Origin of the sequence: Microbacterium sp. CGR1 (genome assembly GCF_001266755.1) — a bacterium.
Classification (GTDB): Bacteria; Actinomycetota; Actinomycetes; order Actinomycetales; family Microbacteriaceae; genus Microbacterium.
The window spans coordinates 2,529,080-2,553,939 of the sequence record NZ_CP012299.1 but is presented as its reverse complement, the minus strand read 5'-3'; the positions used below and the strand labels follow the sequence as shown (position 1 = coordinate 2,553,939).

At 68.9% G+C, this 24,860-nt stretch carries 27 protein-coding genes; 12 read left to right on the top strand and 15 right to left on the bottom strand.

Translation table 11 applies throughout. The annotated features are described in order from the left end of the window. Positions 1 to 6: 6 nt before the first annotated feature. Positions 7 to 1,158 carry an ROK family protein gene (locus tag AKG07_RS12340; protein WP_053098194.1) on the bottom strand — a complete coding sequence of 384 codons (1,152 nt, stop codon included), beginning with the start codon at positions 1,156 to 1,158 and terminating at the stop codon, positions 7 to 9. Positions 1,159 to 1,282: 124 nt separating this feature from the next. On the opposite strand from AKG07_RS12340, the gene AKG07_RS12335 reads away from it, so the two are divergent. Genes AKG07_RS12335 through AKG07_RS12305 form a run of 7 tightly spaced genes read left to right on the top strand, consistent with a single transcriptional unit; the run spans position 1,283 to position 9,798 of the window. Continuing rightward, positions 1,283 to 2,671: an ABC transporter substrate-binding protein gene (locus AKG07_RS12335; RefSeq protein WP_150115132.1), complete on the top strand. Its 1,389-nt coding sequence runs from the start codon at positions 1,283 to 1,285 to the stop codon at positions 2,669 to 2,671. Beyond that, positions 2,668 to 3,696, top strand: coding sequence for a carbohydrate ABC transporter permease (locus AKG07_RS12330; RefSeq protein ID WP_053098192.1), 1,029 nt, complete (start codon positions 2,668 to 2,670; stop codon positions 3,694 to 3,696). The genes AKG07_RS12335 and AKG07_RS12330 overlap by 4 nt, the downstream gene beginning before the upstream one ends. Then, positions 3,693 to 4,610: a carbohydrate ABC transporter permease gene (locus AKG07_RS12325; protein ID WP_082297926.1), complete on the top strand. Its 918-nt coding sequence runs from the start codon at positions 3,693 to 3,695 to the stop codon at positions 4,608 to 4,610. The genes AKG07_RS12330 and AKG07_RS12325 overlap by 4 nt, the downstream gene beginning before the upstream one ends. Before the next feature lie 25 nt (positions 4,611 to 4,635). After that, a complete protein-coding gene (locus AKG07_RS12320; RefSeq protein ID WP_053098191.1) occupies positions 4,636 to 5,694 on the top strand; it encodes a zinc-dependent alcohol dehydrogenase in 1,059 nt (352 codons plus the stop codon). After that, positions 5,691 to 6,788 carry a Gfo/Idh/MocA family protein gene (locus AKG07_RS12315; RefSeq protein WP_053098190.1) on the top strand — a complete coding sequence of 366 codons (1,098 nt, stop codon included), beginning with the start codon at positions 5,691 to 5,693 and terminating at the stop codon, positions 6,786 to 6,788. Before AKG07_RS12320 ends, AKG07_RS12315 begins: the two co-directional genes overlap by 4 nt. After that, positions 6,785 to 8,086, top strand: a complete 1,302-nt coding sequence (locus tag AKG07_RS12310) for a glycoside hydrolase family 36 protein (RefSeq protein WP_082297925.1) — start codon at positions 6,785 to 6,787, stop codon at positions 8,084 to 8,086. The genes AKG07_RS12315 and AKG07_RS12310 overlap by 4 nt, the downstream gene beginning before the upstream one ends. Continuing rightward, complete coding sequence (locus AKG07_RS12305; RefSeq protein ID WP_053098189.1) at positions 8,083 to 9,798, top strand: sugar phosphorylase; 1,716 nt, start codon at positions 8,083 to 8,085, stop codon at positions 9,796 to 9,798. Before AKG07_RS12310 ends, AKG07_RS12305 begins: the two co-directional genes overlap by 4 nt. On the opposite strand, the gene AKG07_RS12300 is transcribed toward AKG07_RS12305, so the two are convergent. The 4 genes from AKG07_RS12300 to AKG07_RS12285 form a co-directional block, all read right to left on the bottom strand. Continuing rightward, complete coding sequence (locus AKG07_RS12300; protein ID WP_053098188.1) at positions 9,767 to 10,084, bottom strand: hypothetical protein; 318 nt, start codon at positions 10,082 to 10,084, stop codon at positions 9,767 to 9,769. The two genes, AKG07_RS12305 and AKG07_RS12300, sit on opposite strands and share 32 nt — an antisense overlap. Positions 10,085 to 10,280: 196 nt before the next feature. Further along, positions 10,281 to 11,123: a PepSY domain-containing protein gene (locus tag AKG07_RS12295; RefSeq protein ID WP_233277262.1), complete on the bottom strand. Its 843-nt coding sequence runs from the start codon at positions 11,121 to 11,123 to the stop codon at positions 10,281 to 10,283. Between the two features lie 356 nt (positions 11,124 to 11,479). Continuing rightward, positions 11,480 to 12,811 (bottom strand): sensor histidine kinase, encoded by a 1,332-nt coding sequence (locus AKG07_RS12290; protein ID WP_053098187.1) that lies wholly within the window; start codon positions 12,809 to 12,811, stop codon positions 11,480 to 11,482. Beyond that, positions 12,804 to 13,481 carry a response regulator transcription factor gene (locus AKG07_RS12285; protein WP_053098186.1) on the bottom strand — a complete coding sequence of 226 codons (678 nt, stop codon included), beginning with the start codon at positions 13,479 to 13,481 and terminating at the stop codon, positions 12,804 to 12,806. Before AKG07_RS12285 ends, AKG07_RS12290 begins: the two co-directional genes overlap by 8 nt. A 158-nt stretch (positions 13,482 to 13,639) precedes the next feature. Here AKG07_RS12285 and AKG07_RS12280 point away from each other — a divergent pair, with 158 nt between their 5' ends. After that, positions 13,640 to 14,176, top strand: a complete 537-nt coding sequence (locus tag AKG07_RS12280; RefSeq protein WP_053098185.1) for a hypothetical protein — start codon at positions 13,640 to 13,642, stop codon at positions 14,174 to 14,176. A gap of 14 nt (positions 14,177 to 14,190) precedes the next feature. Here AKG07_RS12280 and AKG07_RS12275 read toward each other — a convergent pair whose 3' ends face one another. Then, on the bottom strand, positions 14,191 to 14,397 hold the full coding sequence (locus tag AKG07_RS12275) for a CDGSH iron-sulfur domain-containing protein (protein ID WP_053098184.1): 207 nt from the start codon (positions 14,395 to 14,397) through the stop codon (positions 14,191 to 14,193). Next, positions 14,394 to 15,434, bottom strand: a complete 1,041-nt coding sequence (locus AKG07_RS12270; RefSeq protein WP_053098183.1) for an iron-containing redox enzyme family protein — start codon at positions 15,432 to 15,434, stop codon at positions 14,394 to 14,396. Before AKG07_RS12270 ends, AKG07_RS12275 begins: the two co-directional genes overlap by 4 nt. Positions 15,435 to 15,581: 147 nt before the next feature. Here AKG07_RS12270 and AKG07_RS12265 point away from each other — a divergent pair, with 147 nt between their 5' ends. Next, positions 15,582 to 15,761 (top strand): hypothetical protein, encoded by a 180-nt coding sequence (locus tag AKG07_RS12265; RefSeq protein ID WP_053098182.1) that lies wholly within the window; start codon positions 15,582 to 15,584, stop codon positions 15,759 to 15,761. A 27-nt stretch (positions 15,762 to 15,788) separates the two neighbouring features. On the opposite strand, the gene AKG07_RS12260 is transcribed toward AKG07_RS12265, so the two are convergent. The 5 genes from AKG07_RS12260 to AKG07_RS12240 all read right to left on the bottom strand — a co-directional run bounded on the left by AKG07_RS12260 (position 15,789) and on the right by AKG07_RS12240 (position 20,034). Next, a complete protein-coding gene (locus tag AKG07_RS12260; RefSeq protein WP_053098181.1) occupies positions 15,789 to 17,174 on the bottom strand; it encodes an LLM class flavin-dependent oxidoreductase in 1,386 nt (461 codons plus the stop codon). Between the two features lie 81 nt (positions 17,175 to 17,255). Beyond that, entirely contained in the window at positions 17,256 to 17,987 is a 732-nt protein-coding gene (gene pnuC / locus AKG07_RS12255) for a nicotinamide riboside transporter PnuC (protein ID WP_171821961.1), read from the bottom strand. After that, entirely contained in the window at positions 17,984 to 18,511 is a 528-nt protein-coding gene (locus AKG07_RS12250) for a GNAT family N-acetyltransferase (protein ID WP_053098180.1), read from the bottom strand. Before AKG07_RS12250 ends, pnuC begins: the two co-directional genes overlap by 4 nt. Positions 18,512 to 18,729: 218 nt before the next feature. Next, positions 18,730 to 19,077 (bottom strand): hypothetical protein, encoded by a 348-nt coding sequence (locus AKG07_RS12245; protein ID WP_053098179.1) that lies wholly within the window; start codon positions 19,075 to 19,077, stop codon positions 18,730 to 18,732. Positions 19,078 to 19,116: 39 nt separating this feature from the next. Beyond that, positions 19,117 to 20,034, bottom strand: a complete 918-nt coding sequence (locus AKG07_RS12240) for a DUF808 domain-containing protein (protein ID WP_053098178.1) — start codon at positions 20,032 to 20,034, stop codon at positions 19,117 to 19,119. A 151-nt stretch (positions 20,035 to 20,185) separates the two neighbouring features. On the opposite strand from AKG07_RS12240, the gene msrB reads away from it, so the two are divergent. Together msrB and msrA are read left to right on the top strand one after the other, a co-directional pair. Beyond that, complete coding sequence (msrB, locus tag AKG07_RS12235) at positions 20,186 to 20,653, top strand: peptide-methionine (R)-S-oxide reductase MsrB (RefSeq protein ID WP_053098177.1); 468 nt, start codon at positions 20,186 to 20,188, stop codon at positions 20,651 to 20,653. Then, the gene (msrA, locus tag AKG07_RS12230) at positions 20,650 to 21,195 is read left to right on the top strand and encodes a peptide-methionine (S)-S-oxide reductase MsrA (protein WP_053098176.1); all 546 of its coding nucleotides are present in this window, start codon (positions 20,650 to 20,652) and stop codon (positions 21,193 to 21,195) included. The genes msrB and msrA overlap by 4 nt, the downstream gene beginning before the upstream one ends. Before the next feature lie 191 nt (positions 21,196 to 21,386). On the opposite strand, the gene AKG07_RS12225 is transcribed toward msrA, so the two are convergent. The 3 genes from AKG07_RS12225 to AKG07_RS12215 all read right to left on the bottom strand — a co-directional run bounded on the left by AKG07_RS12225 (position 21,387) and on the right by AKG07_RS12215 (position 24,216). Further along, positions 21,387 to 22,196 carry an alpha/beta fold hydrolase gene (locus AKG07_RS12225; RefSeq protein ID WP_053098175.1) on the bottom strand — a complete coding sequence of 270 codons (810 nt, stop codon included), beginning with the start codon at positions 22,194 to 22,196 and terminating at the stop codon, positions 21,387 to 21,389. A gap of 82 nt (positions 22,197 to 22,278) precedes the next feature. Further along, positions 22,279 to 23,730: a catalase gene (locus tag AKG07_RS12220; protein WP_053098174.1), complete on the bottom strand. Its 1,452-nt coding sequence runs from the start codon at positions 23,728 to 23,730 to the stop codon at positions 22,279 to 22,281. Between the two features lie 63 nt (positions 23,731 to 23,793). After that, positions 23,794 to 24,216 carry a Fur family transcriptional regulator gene (locus AKG07_RS12215; protein ID WP_053098173.1) on the bottom strand — a complete coding sequence of 141 codons (423 nt, stop codon included), beginning with the start codon at positions 24,214 to 24,216 and terminating at the stop codon, positions 23,794 to 23,796. Between the two features lie 94 nt (positions 24,217 to 24,310). Here AKG07_RS12215 and AKG07_RS12210 point away from each other — a divergent pair, with 94 nt between their 5' ends. Next, the gene (locus AKG07_RS12210) at positions 24,311 to 24,841 is read left to right on the top strand and encodes a hypothetical protein (RefSeq protein ID WP_053098172.1); all 531 of its coding nucleotides are present in this window, start codon (positions 24,311 to 24,313) and stop codon (positions 24,839 to 24,841) included. The last annotated feature ends 19 nt before the right edge of the window (positions 24,842 to 24,860 follow it).

The following is a 24,860-nucleotide window of genomic DNA, read 5'->3' as shown; positions in this document are numbered from 1 at the left end:
CGGTGCTCAGCTGCGAGCGAGCGCCGCGTTCACCGCGGATGCCGAGTACTCGCGCTCCACAACCATCGCCGCGAGCCCCACGGCTGTCGCCTTCTCGCCCAGTGTCGATTGGCTGATGCTCAGGTGCCGGGTCGCGCGGGGCAGGGATCGGGGATAGAGGGTCTCGCGGACTCCGGCCAGCAGCGGCGGCGATGCCAGCATCCCGCCGAGCACCACCTCCGAGGGGTTGAGGAGCGAGACGACCGTCGCGACGACCTCGCCGATCACCCGACCCGCCTCTTGAGTGAGTCGCGCGGCATCGGGGTCGCCGTCGGCGAGGTAGGTGCCGACATCCGAAGCTGACGAGGCGGGCTTGCCGAGCTGGGTGAGCGCCCTGGCCACTGCTCGGCCTGATGCCGCGGCCGCCAGACATCCGTGCGCTCCGCACTGGCACAGCAGGTCGTCGTGCCCGGCGATCTTCACATGGCCGATGTCACCCGCCCCTCCGTCGGTGCCGCGGTATGCCCGGCCACCCAGCACGATGCCGGTGCCGATGCCCGACGAGACCTTGATGAAGCACAGGGAGCGTGAATCGGGATGCGCTGCGCGCTGCTCACCCAGTGCGGCGGCGTCGGCGTCGTTCGAGACCAGCACGGGGACGCCGAGGGCGTCGTGCAGGTGATCGGGGATCGGGTAGGCGTCCCAGCCGGGCATGATCGGCGGCTGCGAGGGGCGCTCGGTGTCGGGGTCGACAGGACCGGGGATGCTGAGCGCGATCGCAGCCACATCCTCGCGGCGGATGCCGGCCTGCGACAGCAGGCGCTCGGCGTGCTCGGCGATCGCGTTGAGGGTCGCGTCGGGTCCGTCGGCGACGGCGACCTCGATGCGCTCCTCGGCGGTCACGCGTCCGGCGAGATCGGTCAGGGCGACGGTGGTGTGCGTGGTGTCGACGTTGGCGGCGATGACGTGCGCGTGAGCGGTGTTGAACTCGAGGCGCCGTGACGGTCGACCCGAGGTGACCTTCTCGGTTCCCGACTCGATGATGAGTCCCGCCTCGAGAAGCGCGTCGATGCGCGTGGCGACGGTCATCCGCGACATCCCGGTGACGTCGAGCACATCGCCGCGCGTGAAGGCGCGGCGCTCTCTGATGAGATCGAGGACTTCCCCGGGACCGGACATCGAACCTCCTGACGACGAGATCAGCTTAATGCTTGACAGCTAGGCGACTTATGTCTAGCTTTTAGTCTTAATGGGAGTCGACCCGACGGCTCAGTCCTGCATTTCCAGCGCAAGGAGGCGCATAGTGAATACCCGTGCGACAGCAGCAGCAATGGCCGCGGTGTGCGTGACGGCGCTCGCCCTCACCGGATGCACGAGCTCCGGCGACGACGACGGCGGCGATGCCGGCATCACCTTCTGGCTGCAGGAGGACCTTCCCGATCGGGTGGCCGCCACACAGGAGATCGTCGACGCGTTCACCGACGAGACCGGCATCGAGGTCGAGGTCGTCTCGGTCGCGGAAGACCAGTTCGCCCAGCTCATCACCTCGTCTGCCGCGGCCGGCGACCTGCCCGACGTGATCGGCGGGATCTCGCTGCCTCAGGTGCGCACGCTGTCGGCCAACGAGTTCGTCGACACGGATGCCGTCGCGGCGACGATCGACGCGCTCGACGCGTCGACGTTCTCCGAGAACGCGCTCGCCCTGACCTCCGACGGCGACACCAGCCTGGCGATCCCGAGTGAGTCGTGGACCCAGATGCTCTTCTACCGCACCGACCTCTTCGAGGCCGCGGGCCTGGACGTCCCCGACTCGTACGAATCGATCCTCGAGGCCGCGAAGGCCCTCGACTCGCCCGAGGTCGCCGGTTTCGTCGGCGCCACCGCCCCGGGCGACGCCTTCACCGAGCAGACCTTCGAGCAGATCGCGCTAGGTAACGGATGCGAGCTCGTCAACGAAGACGGTGACGTCGAGCTCGACTCGGATGCCTGTGTCAGCGCGTTCGAGTTCTATGGCGAGCTGACAGGCGACTACTCGGTGCCGGGTGCGCAGGACGTCGACACGACCCGCGCCACGTACTTCGCGGGCGACGCGGCCATGTTCATCTGGTCGAGCTTCGTGCTCGACGAGCTGGCAGGCCTGCGTGAGGATGCGAAGCCCTCGTGCCCCGAGTGCCTCGCCGACCCGGCCTTCCTCGCGGCGAACACCGGCGTGGTCACGTCGATCGCCGGACCCGACTCCGATGCCGCGGCGCAGTTCGGCGAGATCACCTCGTGGACCATCACCGAGGGAGCGAACACCGACGCGTCGCAGTCGTTCGTCGAGTACATGATGAGCGATGGCTACGAGCCCTGGATCGCGATCGCGCCCGAGGGCAAGGTTCCCGTCCGCACCGGCACCCCCGAGGATCCGACGATGTTCTCCGACATGTGGGCGACGCTTCCCGCCGGAGTCGACACCAAGGCTCCTCTGTCAGACTTCTACGCACCCGAGGTCCTCGATGCTGTGGCCGCAGGGCCGGAGGATCTCGCCCGCTGGGGCATCACCCAGGGCCAGGGCTCGCTGCTCGGCGCGCTGCAGGGCGAGCTTCCGGTCGCGACGGCGGTGAGCGATGTCGCCCAGGGCGGTGACCCGGCTGACGCCGCGTCGACCGCCGCCGAGACCGTGCGCTCGATCGCAGAGTCGCTGAAGTGAGCAGAGTCGTCGAGGGGTCCGGGCTCGGGGCACAGCGCCCCGAGCCCGGCACCACGCCGCCGAGACCGACCGGCGCGGTGAAGCCGCGGCGCGGGTCGAGGCACAGTCGGGAGGAGAACCGGGCGGGGCTGCTGCTCATCTCGCCGACCTTCATCATCATCCTGGTCGCCGTCGTCCTGCCGATCATCTGGGCGATCTCCCTCGCGTTCCAGGACGTCCGCCTGATCAACATCCGCGGCACCGGGATCATCGGCGACTACACCCTCGACAACTTCATCGACGTGCTGACGTCGCCCGGCTTCTTCAGCGCGCTGTGGACCACGATCGTCTACGCCGTGTGCGGCACGGCGCTCGCGATCGGCATCGGCCTCGCCGCCGCCCTCGCCCTGCGCAAGCCGTTCCGCGGGCGTGGCCTCGTGCGCGCCTCGCTGCTGCTGCCGTACGTCGCCCCGGTCGTGGCCGCGACGTTCGTGTGGTCGACGATGCTCAACCCGCAGTTCGGCATCGTGAACTGGTTCGGCACCACCGTGCTCGGATGGGAGGAGCCGATCGCGTTCCTCTCGGACCGCGCCCTGCCCGTGAGCATCTTCGGGTGGGAGGTCGAGCTGCCGATGGCGCTGATCACCGTCATCCTGTTCGAAGCCTGGCGATCCTTCCCGTTCGCCTTCCTCTTCCTCACGGCCCGACTCGAGGCGGTCCCGGCCGTGCTCGACGAGGCGGCCAGGGTCGACGGCGCGACCCCCACGCAGCGCTTCCGGCACATCCTTCTTCCGCAGCTGCTGCCGACGATCGCGGTGCTCTGCGTGCTGCGCTTCATCTGGACGTTCAACAACTTCGACGACATCTACCTGCTGACGGGTGGCGGAGCCGGCACCGAGGTCGTCTCGGTGCGGGTGTTCGACCTGCTCACCGCTCGCGGTGACATCGGCGCCGCCGCCGCTCAGGCCCTGGTGCTCGCGGCCATTCTCGCCGTGCTCGTCGGCGTCTATCTGAAGATCTTCGGCCGACAGGAGGAGCAGGCATGAGTGCGACGACCGACGCCGTCACCGAGGCCCGTCCCGCCAGACGCGGATTCGACCGCGACGGCTTCGAGAACGCCCTCTTCCGCATCCTCCGCCCGATCGTCATCGTGCTGCTGGTGCTCGCCGCCGTCGTGCCGTTCTACTACATGGTGCTGCTCAGCTTCCGTTCGCTCGACTCGCTGCTGCAGAACCCGGGCGCGCTGTGGATCACGATCGAGGAGCTCGACTTCTCGACCTACCTCGACGTGCTGGCGCCCGTGGACGCCGGCGGGCAGGGCTTCATCGTCTTCATGCGCAACTCACTGCTGGTCGCTCTCGCGACGGTCGTGCTCACGCTCCTGGTGTCGATTCCCGGTTCGTATGCCGTCAGCCGACTGGCCTTCTTCGGTCGCCGTCAGGTGTCCGGCCTGTTCCTCGCGGTGTACTTCTTCCCGGCGATCCTGCTGGCGGTGCCGCTGTTCGTGTTCTTCACGCAGATCGGGCTGCGCGGCTCGCTCGTCGGACTGCTCATCGTCTACGTGTCACAGGTCGCGGCGGTGTCGATCTACACGCTGCGCAACTACTTCGCCACGATCCCGGTCTCGCTCGAGGAGGCTGCGGCACTCGACGGGTGCACCCGGTTCCAGATCATGCGCCGGGTCAGCATCCCGCTCGCCATGCCCGCGATCGTGTCGAACGGACTGTTCATCTTCATGATCGCCTGGAACGAGTTCCTCTTCGCTCTGCTGTTCCTCGTCGAGAAGCGCGATTCGTGGACCGTCTCGCTGGGCCTCTCCCAGCTCTCCGGCAGTATCGAGGTTCCCACCACGGTGCTCATGGCCGGTTCCGTGATCCTGACCCTGCCCATCATCATCCTCTTCTTCGCCTCCGAGCGGCTCCTCGTCGGAGGCCTCACCGCCGGTGCGGAGAAGGGCTGACTCCCCGCCGGAAAGAAGGCCCCCCGTGCCCCACGTCGTGCAGTTCTCCGCCGTCCGAGAGGTCGAGCTGGTCGAGATCGCGCCGCAGCCGCTGACATCCGGAAGCGTGCGGATCTCCACCTGGTACTCGGGCATCTCAGCCGGCACCGAGCTCACCGCCTACCGCGGCACCAACCCGTATCTCACCTCCACGTGGGACGCCGACCGACGGCTCTTCGTGCCGGGTGAGCCCAGCTTCGGCTACCCGGTCTCGGGCTGGGGCTACTCCGAGGTCGGCGAGGTGACCGAGGTCGCGGACGACGTGAGCGGAGTGCGGGTCGGAGACGTGGTGCACGGCATCTGGGGGCACCGCAGTGACGCCGTCGTGCCGGCATCCGCGGTCGTGGGGCGGCTCGTGCCCGACGGCGCCGATCCCCTGCTGGGGACTTTCGCGCGGGTGGGAGCGATCGCTCTGAACGCCGTGCTCGCCGCCGACGTGCGGCTCGGCGAGCAGGTCGCGGTGTTCGGACAGGGCGTGATCGGCCTGCTCGCGACTCGCCTCGCCACTCTCGCCGGCGGTCGGGTCACGGCTGTCGACACCCTCGCGACCCGGCTGGCGATGGCCGAGGTCTTCGGCGCACGGCACACGGTCGACGCGCTGCGGGGGGGTGGCGCCGGAGAGTCGATCCGCGAGATCACGGGCGGCGGGGCCGACAGCGCGATCGAGCTGTCCGGCACGGATCGCGCCCTGCACGAGGCGATCCGAGCGGTGAGGCCCGAGGGGCTCGTCGCCGCTTCCGGCTTCTATCAGGGCGGAGCTGCCAACCTGCGCCTGGGGGAGGAGTTCCACCACAACCGCGTGCGGATCGTCGCCAGCCAGATCTCTGGAGTGCCTGTCGCCCTCGGCGGCCGGTGGGACCAGGCTCGCCTGGTGCGCACCGTCATGGCGCTCATCTTCGACGGATCGGTGGATGCCGGGGTGCTCGTGTCCGACATCGTGCCGGCGGCCGATGTCGCCGCGGTCTTCGACAGGCTCGACGCAGGCGACCCCGACATCATGCAGGCCCTGCTCCGCTTCGACGCCGCCCCCGAGCGTCTCCGGTGAGCGGCATCCCCGACCATCGCCCGCTCGTCCCGGACCGGCGTCGCGCGATCGGCATCGTCGGCGCGGGGGCGATCGCCCGCAGCGCCCACCTTCCGGCATACGGCGCGTGGGGCCTCCCGGTCGTGGCCGTGACGTCGCGGACTCGCGGTGACGCCGAAGCGCTCGCCGCGGACTTCGGCATCGAGACCGTCCACGACTCCGTCGAGGCGCTGCTCGCGGACCCCCGTGTCGACATCGTCGATCTGGCGACCGGGCCGACCGGTCGCGTCGAGCTGATCGCCGCGGCAGTGGCAGCGGGCAAGCACGTCCTCGCCCAGAAGCCGCTCATCAGTGACCCCGCTGATCTGCCGCGTCTGCGCGAGGTGCTCGCTGTTGCGCGTGAACGGGGGATCCGCGTGGCGGTGAATCAGAATGCGCGGTGGGCTCCGGCCTGGCGCCTCGCGTCTCTGCTGATCCGTGACGGCCGGATCGGAGAAGTGGTGGGGGTCACGCATCTGCACGACAAGCCGCTGCCGCCACTCGTGGGCACGCCGTTCGACGACGTGCCGCACATGCTCCTGAACGACTACCTCGTGCACTGGGTCGACATCACCCGCTGCTGGCTCGAAGGATCCCGGGTGGTCGAGATCGCGGCCCGCGACCACCGCGTTCCCGGCCAGCCCGCTGCCGCCCGGAACCCGTGGGGGGCAGACCTGCGGATGCAGACGTCGACGGGGGCGAGCGCATCGATCCGCATCGTGGGCAACGCGCGGACAGACGCCGGCGGGTGCCCGTTCTGGATCCACGGGACCGAAGGGACCCTCCGCGGCAGCATCCTGCTCGGCTCCGACCGGCTGGTGCTCGAGCGCGACGGGGAGAGCACCGAGTTCGACCTCGACGGCCAGTGGTTCACCGACGGATTCGCCGGCGCGATGGGCGAGCTGCAGTGCGCGATCGACGAGGAGCGCGAACCCGAGAACTCGGCCGAGCACGTCCTCGCCACGGTGCGCGCGACCTTCGCCGCCGTCGAATCCGCTGAACTCGACGGCGCACCCGTGCGCCCCCACGACCTCGAACTGACGACAGCCCTCGCCGGGCGGAGTGGAGAAGCGTGAGCGTCCTCGATGAGATCCCCGTCGGGCCCGACGCCCGGGTGTACGCGGAGGGCTGGCAGAGCTGGAGCCCGACCACGTGGCACGGCCAGGGCGACCCGATCCTCCGGCCGGCCGAGCCGTGGCAGCACGCCATGCGCTTCCGGCCGGGAACCGAGGTGGCGACGGATGCGGTTCAGGGCGAAGGGCTGCTCGTCGTCGATCCGGGCGACGGTGCTCCCGCTCGGGTATTCGGCACGCTCGACGCCCGCCGCGAGGCGCCCACACTGCGCGCCCGCTGGCACGGCGACCGGGTGATCGTGGACACGATCGGCGATGTCGCCGACGTCTCGTCGTGGACTCCGGATGCCGGTGGCGACGACACGGGCCCCTCTGCGCTCGCCGCGTTCGGTGACCGCTTCGGCGCAGCCGCCGGTGCCCGGACCGCCGCTCGGTCACCTCGCGTGTGGTGCACCTGGTACCAGTACTTCGAAGACGTGCGGGCTGCTGACGTGATCGAGAACCTTCGGGCGATCGACGATCGAGGGCTCGACGTCGACGTGGTGCAGATCGATGACGGCTGGAGCCTCGGCACCGGCGAGTGGACCGCGCCGCACCCCCGATTCGGGTCACTCGCCTCCGCGGTCGATGCGATCCGCGAGACCGGGCGCCGCGCGGGGATCTGGGCCGCGCCTTTCTCGGTCGGCGCCGGCTCGACCGTCGCCCGGGAGCACCCCGAGTGGCTCGTCGGCGACGCGGGGCGCAACTGGGGCGACGACCTCCGTGGGCTCGACCTGACGCATCCGGGAGTGCGCGAATACCTGGCCACCGTGTTCGGCGACATCCGCGATCTCGGGATCGACTACGTCAAGCTCGACTTCCTCTACTCCGGGGCGATCCCGGGGGCACGGTGGGATGCCGACGCCACGCCGATCTCGGCCTACCGCTCAGGGCTCGAGCTCATCCGCGAGGTGCTCGGCGACGACGCCTTCATGCTCGGGTGCGGTGCTCCGATCCTCCCGAGCGTCGGACTCGTCGACGCGATGCGGGTCTCGGGAGACACCTTCCACGAGGGTGGCGAGGACGGCTCGCAGGGACTCCGCGGGCGGATGTCGCTCGAGGCCAGGTCGTGGCAGCACGGCCGGTTCTGGGTCAACGACCCCGACTGCCTCGTCGCGCGACCGGAGTTCGCCCTCCGAGACGAGTGGGCTGAGGTGGTTCTCGCGGCGCCCGGGATCCGAGGGTTCTCCGATCGCATCGACGGTCTCGATGCACGCGGCATGCACCTCGTCCGCGAGCTTCTGAAGGAGTCGGTGGCATGAAGACCAAGATCCAGCTCGAGCAGCGCCTGGCCCCCCTGATCGCGCAGCTCTATCCGGATGCAGCGCCCGAGGTGCTCGCGGCGCTGCTCGAGCTCGCTGAGACCTGGCGTGACCGCCTGTCGCCGGCCGCGAAGGCGCGTCCGGATCAGAGCACCGCCTACCTGATCACCTACGGCGACTCGTTCCGGCGGGCCGGTGAGGCGCCGCTGCACACCCTCGCGGGAGTGCTGCGGGAGCACATCGGCGACGTCATCAGCGATGTCCACCTGCTGCCCATCTACCCCTGGACCTCGGACGACGGCTTCGGCGTGCTGGATCACCGTGAGGTGAACCCGGCGCTGGGCACGTGGGATGACGTCGCCGACCTGCGTGAGGAGTACGCCCTCGCCCTCGACTTCGTCGCCAACCACATCTCGAGCTCGTCGCACTGGTTCCGCCGCTGGCTCGAGCGGAACGAGCGGTTCGCCGGGTACTTCCTCGATCCCTCTCCCGACTTCGACGTCTCGCACGTCGTGCGTCCGCGCACCACCCCGCTCGTCCACGAGTACACGCGGCCCGACGGCTCGACCGCCCGTGCCTGGACGACCTTCGGGGACGACCAGATCGACGTCGACCCGAGCACGCCCGCGGTGCTGCTCGACCTCACCGACATCCTGCTCGGCTACCTCGCTCATGGGGCGACGACCGTGCGCCTCGACGCGATCGGCTACCTCTGGAAGGAGTCGGGCACCACCTGCATCCACCTGCCGCAGACTCACGCGATCATCCGCATCTGGCGCGCACTGGTCGACGAGCTCGCACCGGGCACGATGCTGCTCACCGAGACCAACGTCCCCCACGCCGACAACATCACCTACTTCGGCGACGGTGGTGACGAGGCGAACATGGTCTACCAGTTCGCTCTGCCGCCTCTGGTGCTGCACGCGTTCGTGACCGGACGGGCGACGGCGCTCGCCGCCTGGGCGAGCAGGGTGGGACCGGTGAGCGACACCGCGACCTGGTTCAACTTCCTGGCCAGTCACGACGGCATCGGACTGCGCCCCACAGAAGGACTGCTGACCGACGACGATCGCGCCCTGCTCGTGGAGCGCACCCTGGCCCGCGGTGGCCGGGTCTCGATGGCACGTCGCCCCGACGGGAGCGAGGGGGTCTACGAGCTGAACACGAACTACCTCGAGGCACTCGTCGATCCGCAGGACCCCGACCCCGACGCATCGGCTGTCACCCGCGGCCTCGCGGCGCACGCGATCCTGCTGTCGGTGGTCGGAGTGCCCGCGATCTACCATCACTCGCTCTTCGGGTCCGAGCAGGACCACGCGGGAGTGCAGGAGAGCGACATCGCGCGTCGCATCAACCGCGAGGTGCTCGACGCCGACCGTCTGCGCGAGGAGCTGCAGGTCTCGGACCGTCGAGCGGGCATGCTCGACGGCGTGCGGGCGATGCTGGCGGTGCGACGCGAGATCGCCGCGTTCTCTCCGTTCGCGTCGCAGCACATCGAGTCGCTCGACGACCGCGTGCTCGTGATCCGTCGGGCGGCCGGCACCCCGGATGAGGTGACGGCGGTCGTGAACGTCAGCGACGCGACGGTCGATCTGCCGTCGGTGAGCGGCACGGATCTGCTCACCGGCACGCGTCACGAGCGGCTTCGCATCCCACCCTTCGGATACGTCTGGCTCGCGGTCAGCCCAGCGCCTTCTGAATCCGCACGCTGAGGCGGTCGGCGGCCCTGGTGGTCAGCGACCGGCGGCTCGCCGTCCGCCGGGTCGTCGTCTGCAGCGCGATCCTCACATCCGATCCGCCGGTCGTCAGGGGAGTCGTCACGATCGTCACGTCGGCCGGTGCCTCGAACAGCGACCCGCGGGTGCTGAACGCGACCGAACGGCTGTCGAAGTATCGCCGCTCGACGTGCTTCAGGTCGGTAACGAGGTGCTGCAGTGCCTGCACGACGGAGTCCGCTCGAGCGGGTGTGTAGAAGTAGGTGTGCGCTGTGACTGGCATGGATCCCCCCGGTGTCCGCATCGTCGGCGCGCGATGGCGACCGAACTCACTGAGAGAGACCCGACGAGTGACGGATCATGACGCTACGCGGGGGAATCGCCTGCGGGAACCGGGTTCCGCTGCCGGGACGTCTGGCTGAAACCGCGTCGAGCCGCCGACCCCATAGGGCCGGCGGCTCGAAGAACGACGAGGGCGATCAGTCGTCGATGTCGGTGCCGACGACCGCGTAGTCGGCGCTGAAGTCGATGTCGATCGAGCGGCGGTCGCTGGTGAGCACCGACGCGTCGTAGGGGCTGACCTCGTCGTTGTCGGCGTCGAGGTCGGTGATCATCCCGTCGGCCTCGGCCAGTGCGGCATCCACGAGGGCACGGATCGCGGCCTCGTCGAGGGTGTGGGTCGGAGCCGTGTCGTCGTCCTCCTGCTCGGTCGAGATCACGGTGGCGGCGAGGTCGGCATCCACTCGCACCTCGGTCTCGCTGCCGTTCGCGGCGGTCAGCTGGACCTCCCAGGTGCCGTCGCGCTTCGCGTCGATCGAGGTGACGTCGCCCTCGGCGGCTCCGCGGGCGGCATCCGCGATGTCCACGAGCTCGTCGGCCGAGTCCGTGCCGATCCCGGTCACGGGGCCGCCGCCCTGCGGTGCGCCCTGATCGTCGCTGTCGCTGTCGTCACGGTTATCGCCGGGCTGTCCACCGCGGTCTCCGTCGTCGTCGCGGGGTCCGTCCGAGACCGAGGGGCGGTCGTCGTCGTCGCCGATGTCGTCTCCGATGGCTGCTCCGACGGCCACGCCTCCACCGGCGAGGATCAGGGCAGCGGCGACTCCGCCGCCGATCAGCAGAGCGCGCTTGCGACCGCGCTTCGCGGGAGCTGCGGACGCGGATGCCGGGGCGGCGTTCTCAGCCGCGAGCGGCGCGACGGGAACGGTCTCACCATCGTGGGACGGCGTCGCGGTGGGCGCGGGGGGTGCGGGCGGCGCCGGGGGAGTCGCGTTCGTCGGGAGGTTCTCGGGCGTCTGGTCGGGGGTCGGGTTCTTGTCGTTCATGTCTCGATGCTCTCGCGGCAGTGCTGAAGCCACCCTGAAGCGTCCTGAAGGCGTCTTCAGGAAGCAGGGGCGTCTCGGCCGCAGTGACACGTACCGCCTGCAGGATCCGGGCACGGATGCAGGATGAGACATGGATCCTGTTCCCGCATCCGTGCTCGGGTCCTGCAGACGGCCCGGATACTGAGGTGCCAGGTCCTGCAGACGGCCCGGATGGCGAGGTGCCGGGTCCTGCGGACGGCCCGGATGGCGAGGTGCCGGGTCCTGGAGACGGCCCGGATGGCGAGGTGCCAGGTCCTGCGGACGGCCCGGATGCTGAGGCGTCAGGTCCTGCGGACGGCCCGGACGCCGAGAGAGTGTCAGTCCGAGAGGGGCAGGGCCACGACGAAGCGCGCGCCGCCCCAACGGGAGGCGTCGACCGAGACGGTGCCGCCGCCGGCCACGGCGATGCCCTGCACGATCGCGAGGCCGAGACCGCTGCCTCCGGCATCCCGGCTGCGCGCCTCGTCGAGCCGCACGAACCGTTCGAAGATGCGCTCGCGCTCGTCGGGCGGCACGCCGGAGCCGTCGTCCTCGACGGTCACGAACACCCACGAATCCTGCGGGATCACGCTGATGGCCACGCGAGCCGCACTGTGCCGGACGGCGTTGTCGGCGAGGTTGCGCAGCAGCTGACCGAGCAGGCGGGGGTCTCCGGTGACACGGGCCGCACGGATGCCGGAGCCGTCGACCTCGACGCCCCGAGACCTCAGCCGCCTCACCTCAGCGAGCGCGAGGTCGTCGAGATCGATCGCCTCGTCGTGCGTGCCGCCGCCTTCGTCGAGTCGGGCGAGCAGCAGCAGCGATTCGACGATGCCCTGGAGCCGGAGTCCTTCATCGGACACGACCTCCGCGAGCTCGCCGATGCTCGTGGTGGTCGGGTGGGCCTGCGCGAGCTCGGCGTGCTGTCGGATCGTCGCGAGCGGGGAGCGCAGCTCGTGCGACGCATCGGAGACGAAACGGCGCTGCGCCGTCGCCGAGGCGTCGAGGCGATCCAGCATCCGGTTCATGGTGGTCGCGAGCGCCGCGATCTCGTCCGATGACGGCGGCACCTCGACGCGCCGATGCAGGTGCTCGGCGGTGATCCCGTCGACCTCTTCGCGGATGCGGGTGACCGGTCGGAGGGCCCGCCCGACGACCAGCCACGTGGTCACGGCGACGAGCAGCAGCAGTAGCGGCACGGCCACCGCGAGCAGCAGCGCGACCGTCGACAGCGTCTCGACCCCGTCTTCGATCGACACCGCCAGCACGAGGGTGTCGTCGTCCTCGATGCCGTCGGAGACCACGAGCATGGGCTCGCCGCCGATCGTCAGGGTCTGCGCTCCGTCGGAGACGGGCAGAGCGGTCGACCCCAGTTCGTCGCGCGCATCCTCACTGGCGGCGCGCACCGATCCGTCGCCGCCGATGATCTGCACGATCTCGTCGTCGAGGGTGTCGATGCCGCGTTCGCCGCCTGGTCCGCCGCCGGGGCCGTCGAAGCGATCGGCGAGTTCGTCGAGGCGCTGCTCGGCGGCACGCTCCGCGCTCGCGTGGATGCTGGAGCTCAGGATGCCGTAGAACGAGAACGCCCCGATGAGCAGGGCGACGGCCACGACGAGCGTCGCGCCGAGGGTCGTCCGGGCGCGCACCGATCGGAATGAGCGCCTAGCCACCGTCGGCCGCCAATCGGTAGCCGGCACCGCGGATCGTCTCGATCGCCTCGCGTCCGAAGGGCTTGTCGAGCTTGCGGCGCAGGTGTCCGACGTAGACCTCGACGATGTTGGGGTCGCCGTCGAAGTCGTCGTCCCATACACCGTCGATCAGCTCGCGCTTCGAGAGCACCTGACCTCGATGACGCATCAGGTGCTCGAGCACGGCGAATTCGCGGGCGGTCAGCGTGACCGGAGTCTCGCCCCGCCAGACATGGTGCGACGAGGGGTCGAGCTTCAGGTCTCCGGCTTCGAGGACGGCCGGGCGGGCCACGGCTCCCCGGCGCACGAGGGCGCGGATGCGGGCGACGAGGATCGCGAAGGAGAACGGCTTCGTCACATAGTCGTCGGCGCCGGTCTCGAGGGCCTCCACCTGATCCCACTCGCCGTCCTTGGCGGTGAGCATCAGCACGGGCGTCCAGTTCTCCTCGGCGCGCAGGGCCTCGCACACCTTCCAGCCGCTCATGCCGGGCATCATGAGGTCGAGCACGATCGCGTCGTATCGGGTCTCGCGCGCACGCCAGAGCCCGTCGACGCCGTTGTTCGCCACGTCGACCGCGAAGCCCTCGGCCTCGAGTCCCCGGCGTACGGCGTCGGCCAACCGCAGCTCGTCGTCAACCACCAGGATCCGCATTCCTCCAGTGTGGCGGGCGCACGCTGAATCCGGGCTGAAGCGCGGTCGTCGCGCCTCATCGCCGCATCCGGCCTGCACCCCGGGGCGTTGTCGCCGTGAGCGGAGGCGCACACGGAATGACCATTGGCCACTGAGCTCCCGTGTGGTTGCATGAGGGAATGACCGGACTCCGGGGGGACAGGTCGAGAGGTGCACGGCTGCTTCTCGTCGTTGCGACGACCATGATGCTCGCAGGGTGCGCGACGGCCACCGCCGGCCCGCCTGGCGCATCGCCGTCTGCATCTCCGAGTCCCACTCCCACGGCAGCGTGCCCGCAGATCGAAGGCGTCGATCTGCCTCCGGACTGCGCGCCCTACGACCCCGACGACGCGATGGCGCAGAACGAGCGCTACCGCGATCGCGTCGACCTCTCGGAGGAGAGCCGAGCCGCCGCCGAGAAACCGGCGAATGACATCCGCGCCGGCCTCGAGTCGCTCCGCACTTCCGGCGGCCTGTCGGTCGCCGCTGTGGAGGAGGTCTTCGCCGACGCCGGCATCGCCTACGTCCAGACACTGGGCGACGAGCGGGCCGTGGCCTTCGGTGCAGCCGCTCCCGAAGGCGGATGCATCTTCGGCGAGGTCTCGGCCGACGTGCTCACGGTCGAGATCGGCGGCGTCATCATGGACGGCGGATGCCTGCCGGCAGTCGGGCACTGACCGGCTCGCCGAGATCAGGCGTCGGTGCGGAACCCCGCGGCCTTATGGGTGCCGTCGCAGAACGGCTTGATCGTCGAGAGGCCGCAACGGCACAGCGCCACCGTGCGGCGCGTGACCTCGATCGGCTCGCCGTCGGATGACTCCAGCACCGCCGCGCCCCGCACGAGCAGCGGTCCGTCGGGGTAGGCGGTGATGGTGACGGCATCCTCGCGCGCGCTCATCGTGCGTCCCTCGGCCGCAGCGAGGATTCTCCACGCGTCCACGAGTCGAGCATGTGACCCGCTGCCCAGCCGTCCACGGTCAGGCAGGCGGCCGCGCCGAACATGATGTCGGGCAGCAGCTTGGGGTGATCCTCGGCCAACCCGCCGGCGAGGTCACGCGCCGCGATCTGCTCATGCACGGCATCCGCTTCGACGTGCTCATCGAAGTAGTCGGTCACGTCCTCACCGAACCCGAGTCGCCGCAGGCCGTCGGCGTACAGGCGGTTGGGGATCGACGAGGTCATCTCGAACGCGGCGAGGTGTCCGACGATGGCGCCGAGGAGGCGCCGGTTGACGCCGAACATCGACATCGAGTTCAGCGAGGCGAGCGTGATGGCCGGCACGTCGTCGACGTATCCGCCGTAGGTGTCGTCGAGTCCGGCGCCGCGCATCGCGCGAGCGAAGATCGTCGCGTGCACGCGGTCGGGCCGCCCGCCGCCGTACTCGTCGGACTGGATCTCGACGAGCGCCGCCTTCGCACGCCCGTGCAGGCGCGGGATCGCCCACGAGTGCGGGTCGGCCTCGCGCAGCGTGTAGATCGAGCGCTGCATGAAGAACTCGTGCATCTGCTCTTCCGTCGCCTTCTTCGCGACGTAGCGCGACAGGCTGGGACCCGTGTCGGCCTCGGCGAGGGCGAAGAGGGCCCGCCCGACGGCATCGACGGTCGGCTCGGGGAGTTCGGGCATCGGTACAGTCGCCCGCAGTGCCCGCTCGAACGCGTGCTCGAGGATTCCCCGTGTCGCGATCAGCGCAGGATCCCACTCGAGGGCGGGGTCGAGCTCGGGAAGCGACCCGTACGACGAGGCGTAGAGCACGAAGAGCGCGAGCTGGATGTCGTCGTCGCGCACGACGTCATCGGTCGAAGCGAGCGCAGCCTCGGCCCTGGCACCGAGATCGTCGGCGTCTTCGCCGGTCAGTCGGCGGATGACGGCGTCGCTGAGGGGACCTCTCGCGGTGATGCCGTGAACGGCGGACGAAGTGAGTGCTGGCGCAGACATGGAGATGCTCCCAAGAGTCGGATGCTTGCAGTCTCACCCCGGTGATCAGCGCACGGGAAGGGGATTGACGGCGACGCATCGGATGCGGAAGGGCGGATGCCGCAGCATCCGGATCTGTGACGTCGCCGCGCCGCCTAGGCTGGAACCATGAACAAGAACTCGCTCTGGACCATCGTCGGCGTCGTCCTCGCCGTGGTGATCGCCTGGTGGATCGTCAGCGCGCTGTTCTCGATCCTGTGGTTCATCGCCAAGCTCGCGATCGTGCTCGTCGTCGCGGTCGTGGTGTTCCTCGTGCTGCGCGGGCTCTTCACCTCGAAGGCCGACTGACCGCGCCCGACCGAAGGTCGCTGAGGGTCAGGCGACCGGGACGTTCGCCCCGATCCGATACCTCGCGGCGCGGTGCGTGTCCTGCACGCGGTCGCCCTTGCCCTGCAGCTTGTTGCGGAGGGTGCCCGGCGTGTACTCCTCGGGGTAGACGCCGCGTTCGCGCAGCACCGGGATGACGTGCTCGATGACGTCTTGCCAGGTGCCGGGAGTGACCGCGTAGGCGAGGTTGAAGCCATCGATGTCGGTCTCCTCCACCCACGACTGCAGCTCGTCGGCGATCTCGACGCCCGAGCCGACGATGGTCGGGCCGAGGCCGCCGATCGCGTTGTGGCGTCCGAAGTCGCCGACGGTCCACTCGCGTCCGAGGTCGGCCTCCTCCTTCAGGTGCTGCAGCACCGACTGGATGGCGTTCGACTCGACGTTGCCGACGGGCTCGTCCTCGGCGTACTGCGAGAGGTCGACGCCCATCCAGCCCGACATGAACGTCAGCGCGCCCTCGGGGCTCGCATACGAGAGGTACTCGGCGTGCTTCGCCGCGGCATCCTCGCTCGTCGCCCCGGTGATGACCGTGAGCAGCGTGTAGATCTTCGCGTCGTAGCGGTCGCGGCCCGCCTCTTCGAGTGCGTCGCGGATGCGCTTCACGGTGCCGGCGAGCACCTCCTTCGACGGGGCGGCGACGAAGATCGCCTCGGCGTTCTCCGACGCGAAGCGCACGCCGCGGGGGCTCGCTCCGGCCTGGTAGATGACCGGCGTGCGCTGCGGTGACGGCTCGGAGATGTGGATGCCGGGAACGCTGAAGTGCTTGCCCTCGTGGCCGATGGGGTGCACCTTCGACGGGTCGGTGAAGATGCCGCGCTCACGGTCCTCGACGACCGCGTCGTCTTCCCACGACCCCTCCCAGAGCTTGTAGAGCACCTCGACGTATTCATCGGCATGGTCGTAGCGGTCGTCGTGCGCGAGCTGGTCCTCCTGGCCCATGTTGCGCGCGGCGCTGGGCAGGTAACCGGTGACGACGTTCCAGCCGACGCGTCCGTTGGTCAGGTGGTCGAGGGTGCTCAGACGGCGCGCGAACGGGTACGGGTGCTCGAAGGCGGTGCCGGCGGTGATGCCGAATCCGAGGTGCTCGGTGACGGCGGCCATCGCGCTGACGAGCAGGATCGGATCGTTGACCGGAACCTGGGCGCCGTTGCGGATCGCCGCCTCGTTCGTCCCGCCGTAGACGTCGTAGGTGCCGAGGACGTCGGCGATGAAGATGCCGTCGAAGGTCGCGCTCTCGAGCAGCTTCGCGAGGTCGGTCCAGTACGAGATGGTGTTGTACTGGCGCGATCGATCGTCAGGATGCCGCCACAGGCCGGACGACTGGTGGGCGACGCAGTTCATGTCGAAGGCGTTGAAACGGATCTGACGGGTCATGGGGACCAGCAAACCCGTCGATCGACCTCCCGGCCACCCCGGTGACATGCGCCGACACATTCGCCGAGTGGTCGGGGCGGGTCAGTCGCGGTCGCGGTCGACGGTCTTCATGGTGGAGGTGAGGGGGCGGGGATCCGGCATGATCGTGTCGACCTGCGGTTTGGCATTCGCCTGTGCGCGGCACCACACGACGAATCCGACCGCGGTGAAGACGCCGTAGAACACGTACATCAGGCCCGTGGCGTAGAAGCCGGAGCTGAACAGCAGCGGCACGCCCACGATGTCGACGGCTATCCAGATGAGCCAGAACTCGGTCCACCCCTTGGCCATGCCGTAGGTGGCGAGCAGCGAGCCGACGAAGGTCCAGGCATCCGCCCACACGGGCTCCCACGAGCCGAGCGCGCGGAACAGGGGAGTGAGGGCGATCGTGCCGATCACCATCACGAGCACCAGGCCGATGCGGGCGCTGTTGGGCGCCCATCGCGGGGTCACGCGCCCACCGTTCGAGGCGGCCTGGCGCCAGCGCACCCAGCCGTAGATCGCGACGATGATGAACATGATCTGACGCCCGGCCTGGCCGAGCAGATGCGGCAGCTCGTGGTCGGGATTCAGGATCGACCCGAGGAAGACCGTGAGCAGCAGCAGATTGCCGACGATGCCGACCGGCCACGCCCAGATCTTGCGCTGCATGCCGCCGAGGGCGCTCGCCAGGCCGAACCCGTTGCCGACCACTTCGCGGATCAGCAGCACCTGACCGCCGGGGAGCACCCACTGCGAGTTGAAGGCGTCAGCGAGCCAGAGCAGCGGGTTCACGGGCGCTCGTCCGGGAACGGCCGCTCATCGAGCACCAGCTGCAGGAAGGTGAGATCGAGCCAGCGATCGAACTTGGCGCCGACCTGCGGCATCCGTCCGACCTGCATGAAGTCGAGGCGCTTGTGCATGATGATCGACCCCGTGTTGCTGCTCTCGATCGCCGCGACCATGACGTGCTTGCCGAGGCGTCGCGCGCGGTCGATGAGCTCGATCATGAGCGCCTTGCCGATGCCGCGCCCGCGCTGCCCCTCGCGCACATAGACGGAGTGCTCGACCGTATGGCGGTAGCCGCTGTGCGGGCGCCAGTCGCCGAATGTCGCGTAGCCGAGGACGCCGGTGTCGTCGACGGCGACGAGCACGGGGTAGCCGCGCTCGGTGCGCTCGGCGAGCCAGGCGGTGCGGTCGTCGACCGTGACGGCCTCTTCGTTCCAGATGGCGGTCGTGGTCAGCACCGCGTCGTTGTAGATGGCGGTGATCGCCTCGACGTCGGCGGTCTCGGCCTCCCGGATCTGGTGGTCGCTCATCGGGTCTCCTGCATCTGCGCTCGGGTGCGCACGGGACGACGGTAGCAGGATGCCGGGGTGGGGTCGGTCTCCGAGGGCTCGCCGCGGCTTCCCTCCTGTGCCGCGTGCAGGACCGGGGCACGTCTGCAGGGCGAGATCCCTCAGATCCTCCTGCATCCATGCGGCGGCCCTGCAGACGGTCCGGGTCCACGGAGTCTCGGAGGGCTCGCCGCGTCGGTTCAGGTGTGAAGTCGCCAGTGCGTGAGCTTGGCGGGATTGAGGACGATCCACAGCTGATCGATCACGCCGTCTTCGACGTGCAGGTTCATGACCGAGTGCACCCTCCCTCCGTCGCGGAACACCAGGCCGAGACCCTCGCCGAACTGCCTCTCCTCGACGGTGAAGTGCGGGTTCTTGGCTGCGATTCCGAGCAGGAAGCGCGCGACATTGTCGGCGCCGGCGCGTACGGGAAGGGGCTGGCATCGGGGTCGCTGCGCGGCGACGCCGATGCTCTGCAGGGAGCGATCACGTTCGACGAATGGCTGCGCACCGAGGATCACGTGCGCGGCGAGTGAGTCGGATCGCATGTCGGCATACCGACCGAGATTCGAACAGCGGCGTCGGTGTCAGACGTGCACGTCGGCGGGCGATTCCTCACCCTCGTGGAAGCTCGGCTTCTTGCCGATCAGGCGACCGATCCCGAGGATGATCCCCACGATGATCAGACCCGCGATCAGGCCCGCGATGGCCGAGAACAGCGTGTCGCCGATCCAGACGATGACACCGCCAGCCGGCTCGAGGAAGTGCTCGATGCCGTGCAGGATGTCGGCGCCGAAGTGCACGCCGACCTCGCCGAGGTTCACGAGCAGCAGGTGCCCTCCGACCCACAGCATCGCGACGGTGCCGAGGATGCTGATGAAGCGGAAGACCGCCGGCATCGAGCGCACGATGCGCGTGCCCGTGTGGCGAACTCGCTGGGACGGGTTCTTCGCCATCTTCAGACCGATGTCGTCGATCTTCACGAGCAGGGCGACTGCACCGTAGACGACGCCGGTCATGAGCAGCGCAATCACGGCGAGGATCGCGAGGGTCGTCCAGATGTCGAGGCCGGCCTCGAGGTTGGCGAGCGAGATCAGCATGATCTCCGTCGACAGGATCAGGTCGGTGCGCACCGCGCCCCACACCAGCTTGTTCTCGTTGCGGGCGCTCTCATCGGCATGGCCGTGCTGCACGCCGAACCATTCGAGCACCTTCTCGGCCCCCTCGAAGCAGAGGTAGGCGCCACCGAGGATCAGCAGATACGGCAGCACCCACGGCGCGAAGGCGGTGAGCAGCAGCGCGATGGGGATGATGATGACGAACTTGTTCGCGAGAGATCCGAGGGCGATCTTCGCCACGACCGGCAGCTCGCGCGCGGGCGTGATGCCCTGCACGTACTGCGGGGTCACGGCGGCGTCATCGATCACGACGCCGGCGGCCTTGGCCGAAGCCTTCATCGCCGCGCTGAGAATGTCATCGACGACGGCGAGCAGTCCAACCGACATGTGTGTCTCCCTGGTGTGTATGTAGCGGAGCAACTCTATCGACTGCGCACAAACTCACAGCGCGCTCACAGTCCCGCGGGACCAAAACCGGCATCCTCCTGGTTCTCTTCTATGACGCTGCAGCCAGCCGCGTCGGACAAGGAGACAGACCATGTCGAACGAGTACAGCAAGACCCCCGAGGCCGTCAGCGACCTCACGCATCTGCAGTACGAGGTCACGCAGGAGGATGCGACCGAGCCGCCCTTCCGCAACGCGTACTGGAACACTCACGACGACGGCATCTACGTCGACGTCGTCTCGGGCCAGCCGCTCTTCGCGTCGACCGACAAGTTCGACAGCGGCACCGGATGGCCGAGCTTCACCAAGCCCATCGAGGCCGACGCCGTGACCACGCGCACCGACCGCACGCTGTGGATGAAGCGCACCGAGGCGCGTTCCAGCGGCGCGGACAGCCATCTCGGGCACGTCTTCGACGATGGACCCCGAGACGCAGGAGGACTCCGGTACTGCATGAACTCCGCCGCCCTGCGCTTCATCCCGGCTGACAGCCTGGAAGATGAGGGGTACGGTCGCTACCGTCACCTCTTCCCCACCCCGAACTCCGAGGAGAACTCATGACCGACACCGGAACAATCACCCGCACCCCCGGGACCGAGACCGCTGTGCTCGCCGGCGGCTGCTTCTGGGGCATGGAAGACCTCATCCGCCGCCAGCCCGGCGTGCTCGACACCCGTGTCGGCTACACCGGCGGCAGCAACGACCACGCGACCTACCGCAACCACCCGGGTCATGCCGAGGCTGTGGAGATCGTCTTCGATCCCACGAAGACGACGTACCGCGACATCCTCGCCTTCTTCTTCCAGATCCACGACCCGTCGACCAAGGATCGCCAGGGCAACGACATCGGCTCGAGCTACCGCTCGGCGATCTTCCCGCTCAGCCCCGAGCAGGAGGCCGTCGCGCGCGACACCATCGCCGACGTCGACGCCTCGGGTCTGTGGCCGGGCAAGGCCGTGACCACGATCGAGCCCGTCGGCCCGTTCTGGCAGGCCGAAGAGGAGCACCAGGACTACCTGATCAAGTACCCCAACGGCTACACCTGCCACTTCCCGCGTGCGGGATGGGTGCTGCCGAAGCGCGAAGAGAACGCGACGGTCTGACCGTCACCCCGAGAGCCCTTCGTCTCCCCGAGACGGAGGGCTCTTCTCGTGCCCGCGGTCAGTGCTCGGGCAGACGGCTGCCGCTCCGGCAATGAAGGAGATCTCGCGGATCGAAGGAGCGGATGCTGAGAAGCATCCTTCGTTGCCTGAGATGTCCTCCGCTACGAGTGGGCAGGCGTGGCGCCCCGCGGTCAGATCTCCGACAGGAAAGCGAGCGCGGCTTCCTTGAAGGCGCGCGATCCCGGTGCGTTGAAGTGGTTGCGATCGGGGATCTCGAAGAACTGTCCCTGCGGGGCAGCTGACGCCAGGGCGCGAGAGCCCTCAATGATGGCATCCTTCGACCCCGTCGCGAACAGGATCGGGCTCGCCGGCGCGTTCGACGGGTCGGGATCGATCGTCCGAGACGACCGCATCCCCTCGGCCAGCGCCACGAGTGCGCCGAGGTCGTTGCCGGGCACGCGCTCGGTCAGCGCGATGTAGTTCTGCGTCGTCGGATCCGCGACGGGCGTCCCGTCGGCGAGATACGCGCGCACCTGGTCGAGATCGAGCCGCGCGAGAGGGATGCCGTCCGGCACCCCTCCGAGCACGGCGCGGCCGATCCGGTGGGGCAGATCGCGCACGACCTCCCAGCCGACCCGGGCCCCGAGCGAGTATCCGGCGTAGACGGCCTCGTCGACGAGATACATGTCCATGACCGTCTCGACGTCGGTCGCGAGAGTGCGGATGCCGTAGGCGTCGGCCTGGTGCGGCTTCTCGCTGAGCCCATGGCCCCGCTGATCGAGCGCGAGCACCCGATACCCCGCCTTCGTGAGCTCGCGCACCCACCCCGTGAGCACCCAGGTGTCGCGGGCGCTCGACGCGAAGCCGTGCACGATCACCGCCACGGGAGCATCCACATCACCCCAGGTGTAGGTCGCGAGGCGAGTGCCATCGGCGGCGTGCACCTGCTGGGGTTCGGGCATCTGGGTCAGGTCGGAGAGAGGAACAGCCACGGCATCCATTGTGCTCCCCCTGCGATGCCCGAAGACGCCGAGACCCACCGGCCCGAAGGGACGGTGGGTCTCGGTCCTCAGCGGAGGCGGCTCAGAAGCGAGCGCGCAGAGCGTCGCCCAGCGAGGCGTCGACGTTCGTCCAGTACTGGAAGAACCGCTCGCGGATCGCGTCGATCGTGATGCCCTGTCCCTGGCCGGTCAGCGTGTCGAGGAAGCGCGCGCGCTGCTCGTCGTCGAAGACCGTGCGGTAGAGCGTGCCCGCCTGACCGAAGTCGTCGTCGTCGAGGTGCAGGGTCGCGGCGGCGCGGATCAGCTCGCCGTCCGACTCCCAGCTCGCCTCGACACCGGCAGCGGGGTCAGCCGTGGGTCCGCCGGCGGGGCCGTAGGAGTTCGGCGTGTAGACGCGGTGCTCGGCCGGGTTGAACTTGTACTGCATCTGGCCTTCGTGCATGTAGTTGCGCACCTCGGCCGCGTGCGGCTGGTTGACCGGCAGCTGGTTGTAGTTCGCACCGATGCGGTAGCGCTGAGCATCCGAGTATGCGAACACGCGAGCCATGAGCATCTTGTCGGGCGAGATGCCCGTGCCGGGAACCTGGTTGCCGGGCGAGAAGGCGGCCTGCTCGATCTCGGCGAAGAAGTTCTGCGGGTTGCGGTCGAGCGTGAACGTGCCGACCTTGATGCGCGGGTAGTCCTTCTTCGACCAGGTCTTCGTCAGGTCGAACGGGTTGAAGCGGTAGGTCTTGCCCTCTTCGTAGGGCATGACCTGCACGTAGACGTCCCACGAGGGGGCGTCGCCGCGAGCGATCGCGTCGAACAGGTCGCGACGGTAGTAGTCGGCATCCGATCCGGCGAGCTTCTCGGCCTCTTCGGCGCTCATCGCCTCGACGCCCTGCTTCGACAGGAAGTGGTACTGCACCCAGAAGCGCTCGCCGGCGGCGTTGACCCACTGGTAGGTGTGCGATCCGTAGCCGTTCATGTGGCGCCAGCTGCGCGGCAGGCCGCGGTCGCCCATGAGGTAGGTGACCTGGTGGGCGGACTCGGGGGAGAGGGTCCAGAAGTCCCACTGCATGTCGGCGTCGCGCAGACCCGAGTCGCCGAGACGCTTCTGCGAGTGGATGAAGTCGGGGAACTTCATGGCGTCGCGCAGGAAGAAGGTCGGAGTGTTGTTGCCGACGATGTCGAGGTTGCCCTCGGGCGTGTAGAAACGCAGCGCGAAACCGCGCACGTCGCGCCAGGTGTCGGGCGAACCCTGCTCGCCGGCGACCGACGAGAAACGCAGCAGCGTCTCGCTCTGAGCGCCCGGCTGGAAGGCCGCGGCACGGGTGTAGGCCGACACGTCCTCGGTGACGGTGAACGTTCCGAAGGCTCCGCCGCCCTTGGCGTGGGGGTTGCGCTCCGGCACGCGCTCGCGGTTGAACGACGCGAGCTTCTCGACGAGGTAGCGATCGTGCAGAACGGTGGGGCCGTCAGCTCCGACGGTGAGCGAGTGTGCGTCGCTCGCGACGGGTGTGCCCGTCTGGGTGGTGGTCGATGGGTCGGTCATGTTCTTCTCCTTCTGCACGCAGACACGACGATCATCCCGGGTGCCCGGGGTCGGCGTCGGATGCTACTGCGCGGCGTTCTGGCAACTGGGGCACAGGCCCCAGAAGGTCACTTCGGCTGTCTGGACGGTGAATCCCCCCGCCGAAGACGGGGTGAGGCACGGCGCTTCGCCGACGACGCAGTCCACATCGCCGATCGCACCGCACTGGGTGCACACGATGTGGTGATGGTTGTCGTCGATGCGCCGCTCGTAGAGCGCCGCGGAGCCTGCCGGTTCGATCCGGCGGATGAGGCCCGCCGTCGTCAGGTCCGCGAGGATGTTGTGCACCGACTGGATCGACGTCGTCGGAAGCACGTCGGACACGGTGCGGAAGATCCGCTCCGCATCCGTGTGGGCCATGGATTCCAGTGCCTCGAGCACGGCGACGCGGCCCGCGGTCGCACGCAGCCCGGCACCGCGAAGTGCCGAGTCGAGTTCTGTCTCCATGGCCCCGACTCTACCGTTTATTTTGAGTAACTCAAAAGAATGGCGTGTCGGGCGCGGCGGTTGCATCATCCTGGCTCATCCGTAGCGTGGAGGGATGTTCAGGAAACGAGCGGCGACGATCGGACTGGTCCTGATGGCGGGCATCGCGCTCGCCGGATGCACGGGAGAGCCGTCGGGGTCGGCGACCGGATCGACGTCTCCCTCGCCATCTCCGAGCGGCTCCGCGTCGACCGCGACTCCGGATGCCGACTCCGACGAGGCGCAGCTTCCGCTGCCCGTGGACGAGATCCCCGAGTGGGCGCAGACGGCGGTACCCGGGTCGGACTCGCCCGGATACGTCTTCGGCTTCTCCGGATGGATGAGCGAGAACAGCTCGGCCAACGACGTCACCAGCTTCACATCGCTCGAACCGGGGACCTATCAGGCGCAGTTCGCATGCCGAGGCGAGGGGACGATCGTGCTCACCGTCAGTGAACTCGATGAGGGATCGCCGTCGGAGCCGATCGCGTGCACGAACGAGACGATCGCGTTCGACGTCACGAATGCCCGGACCGGGGTGCGGTTCGAGCTCGCTCTCGACGGCGCTCCCACGATCAATGCGATCTCGCTCGTCACCGTGCCGTGAGTTTCCAGCGCTCTCGTTC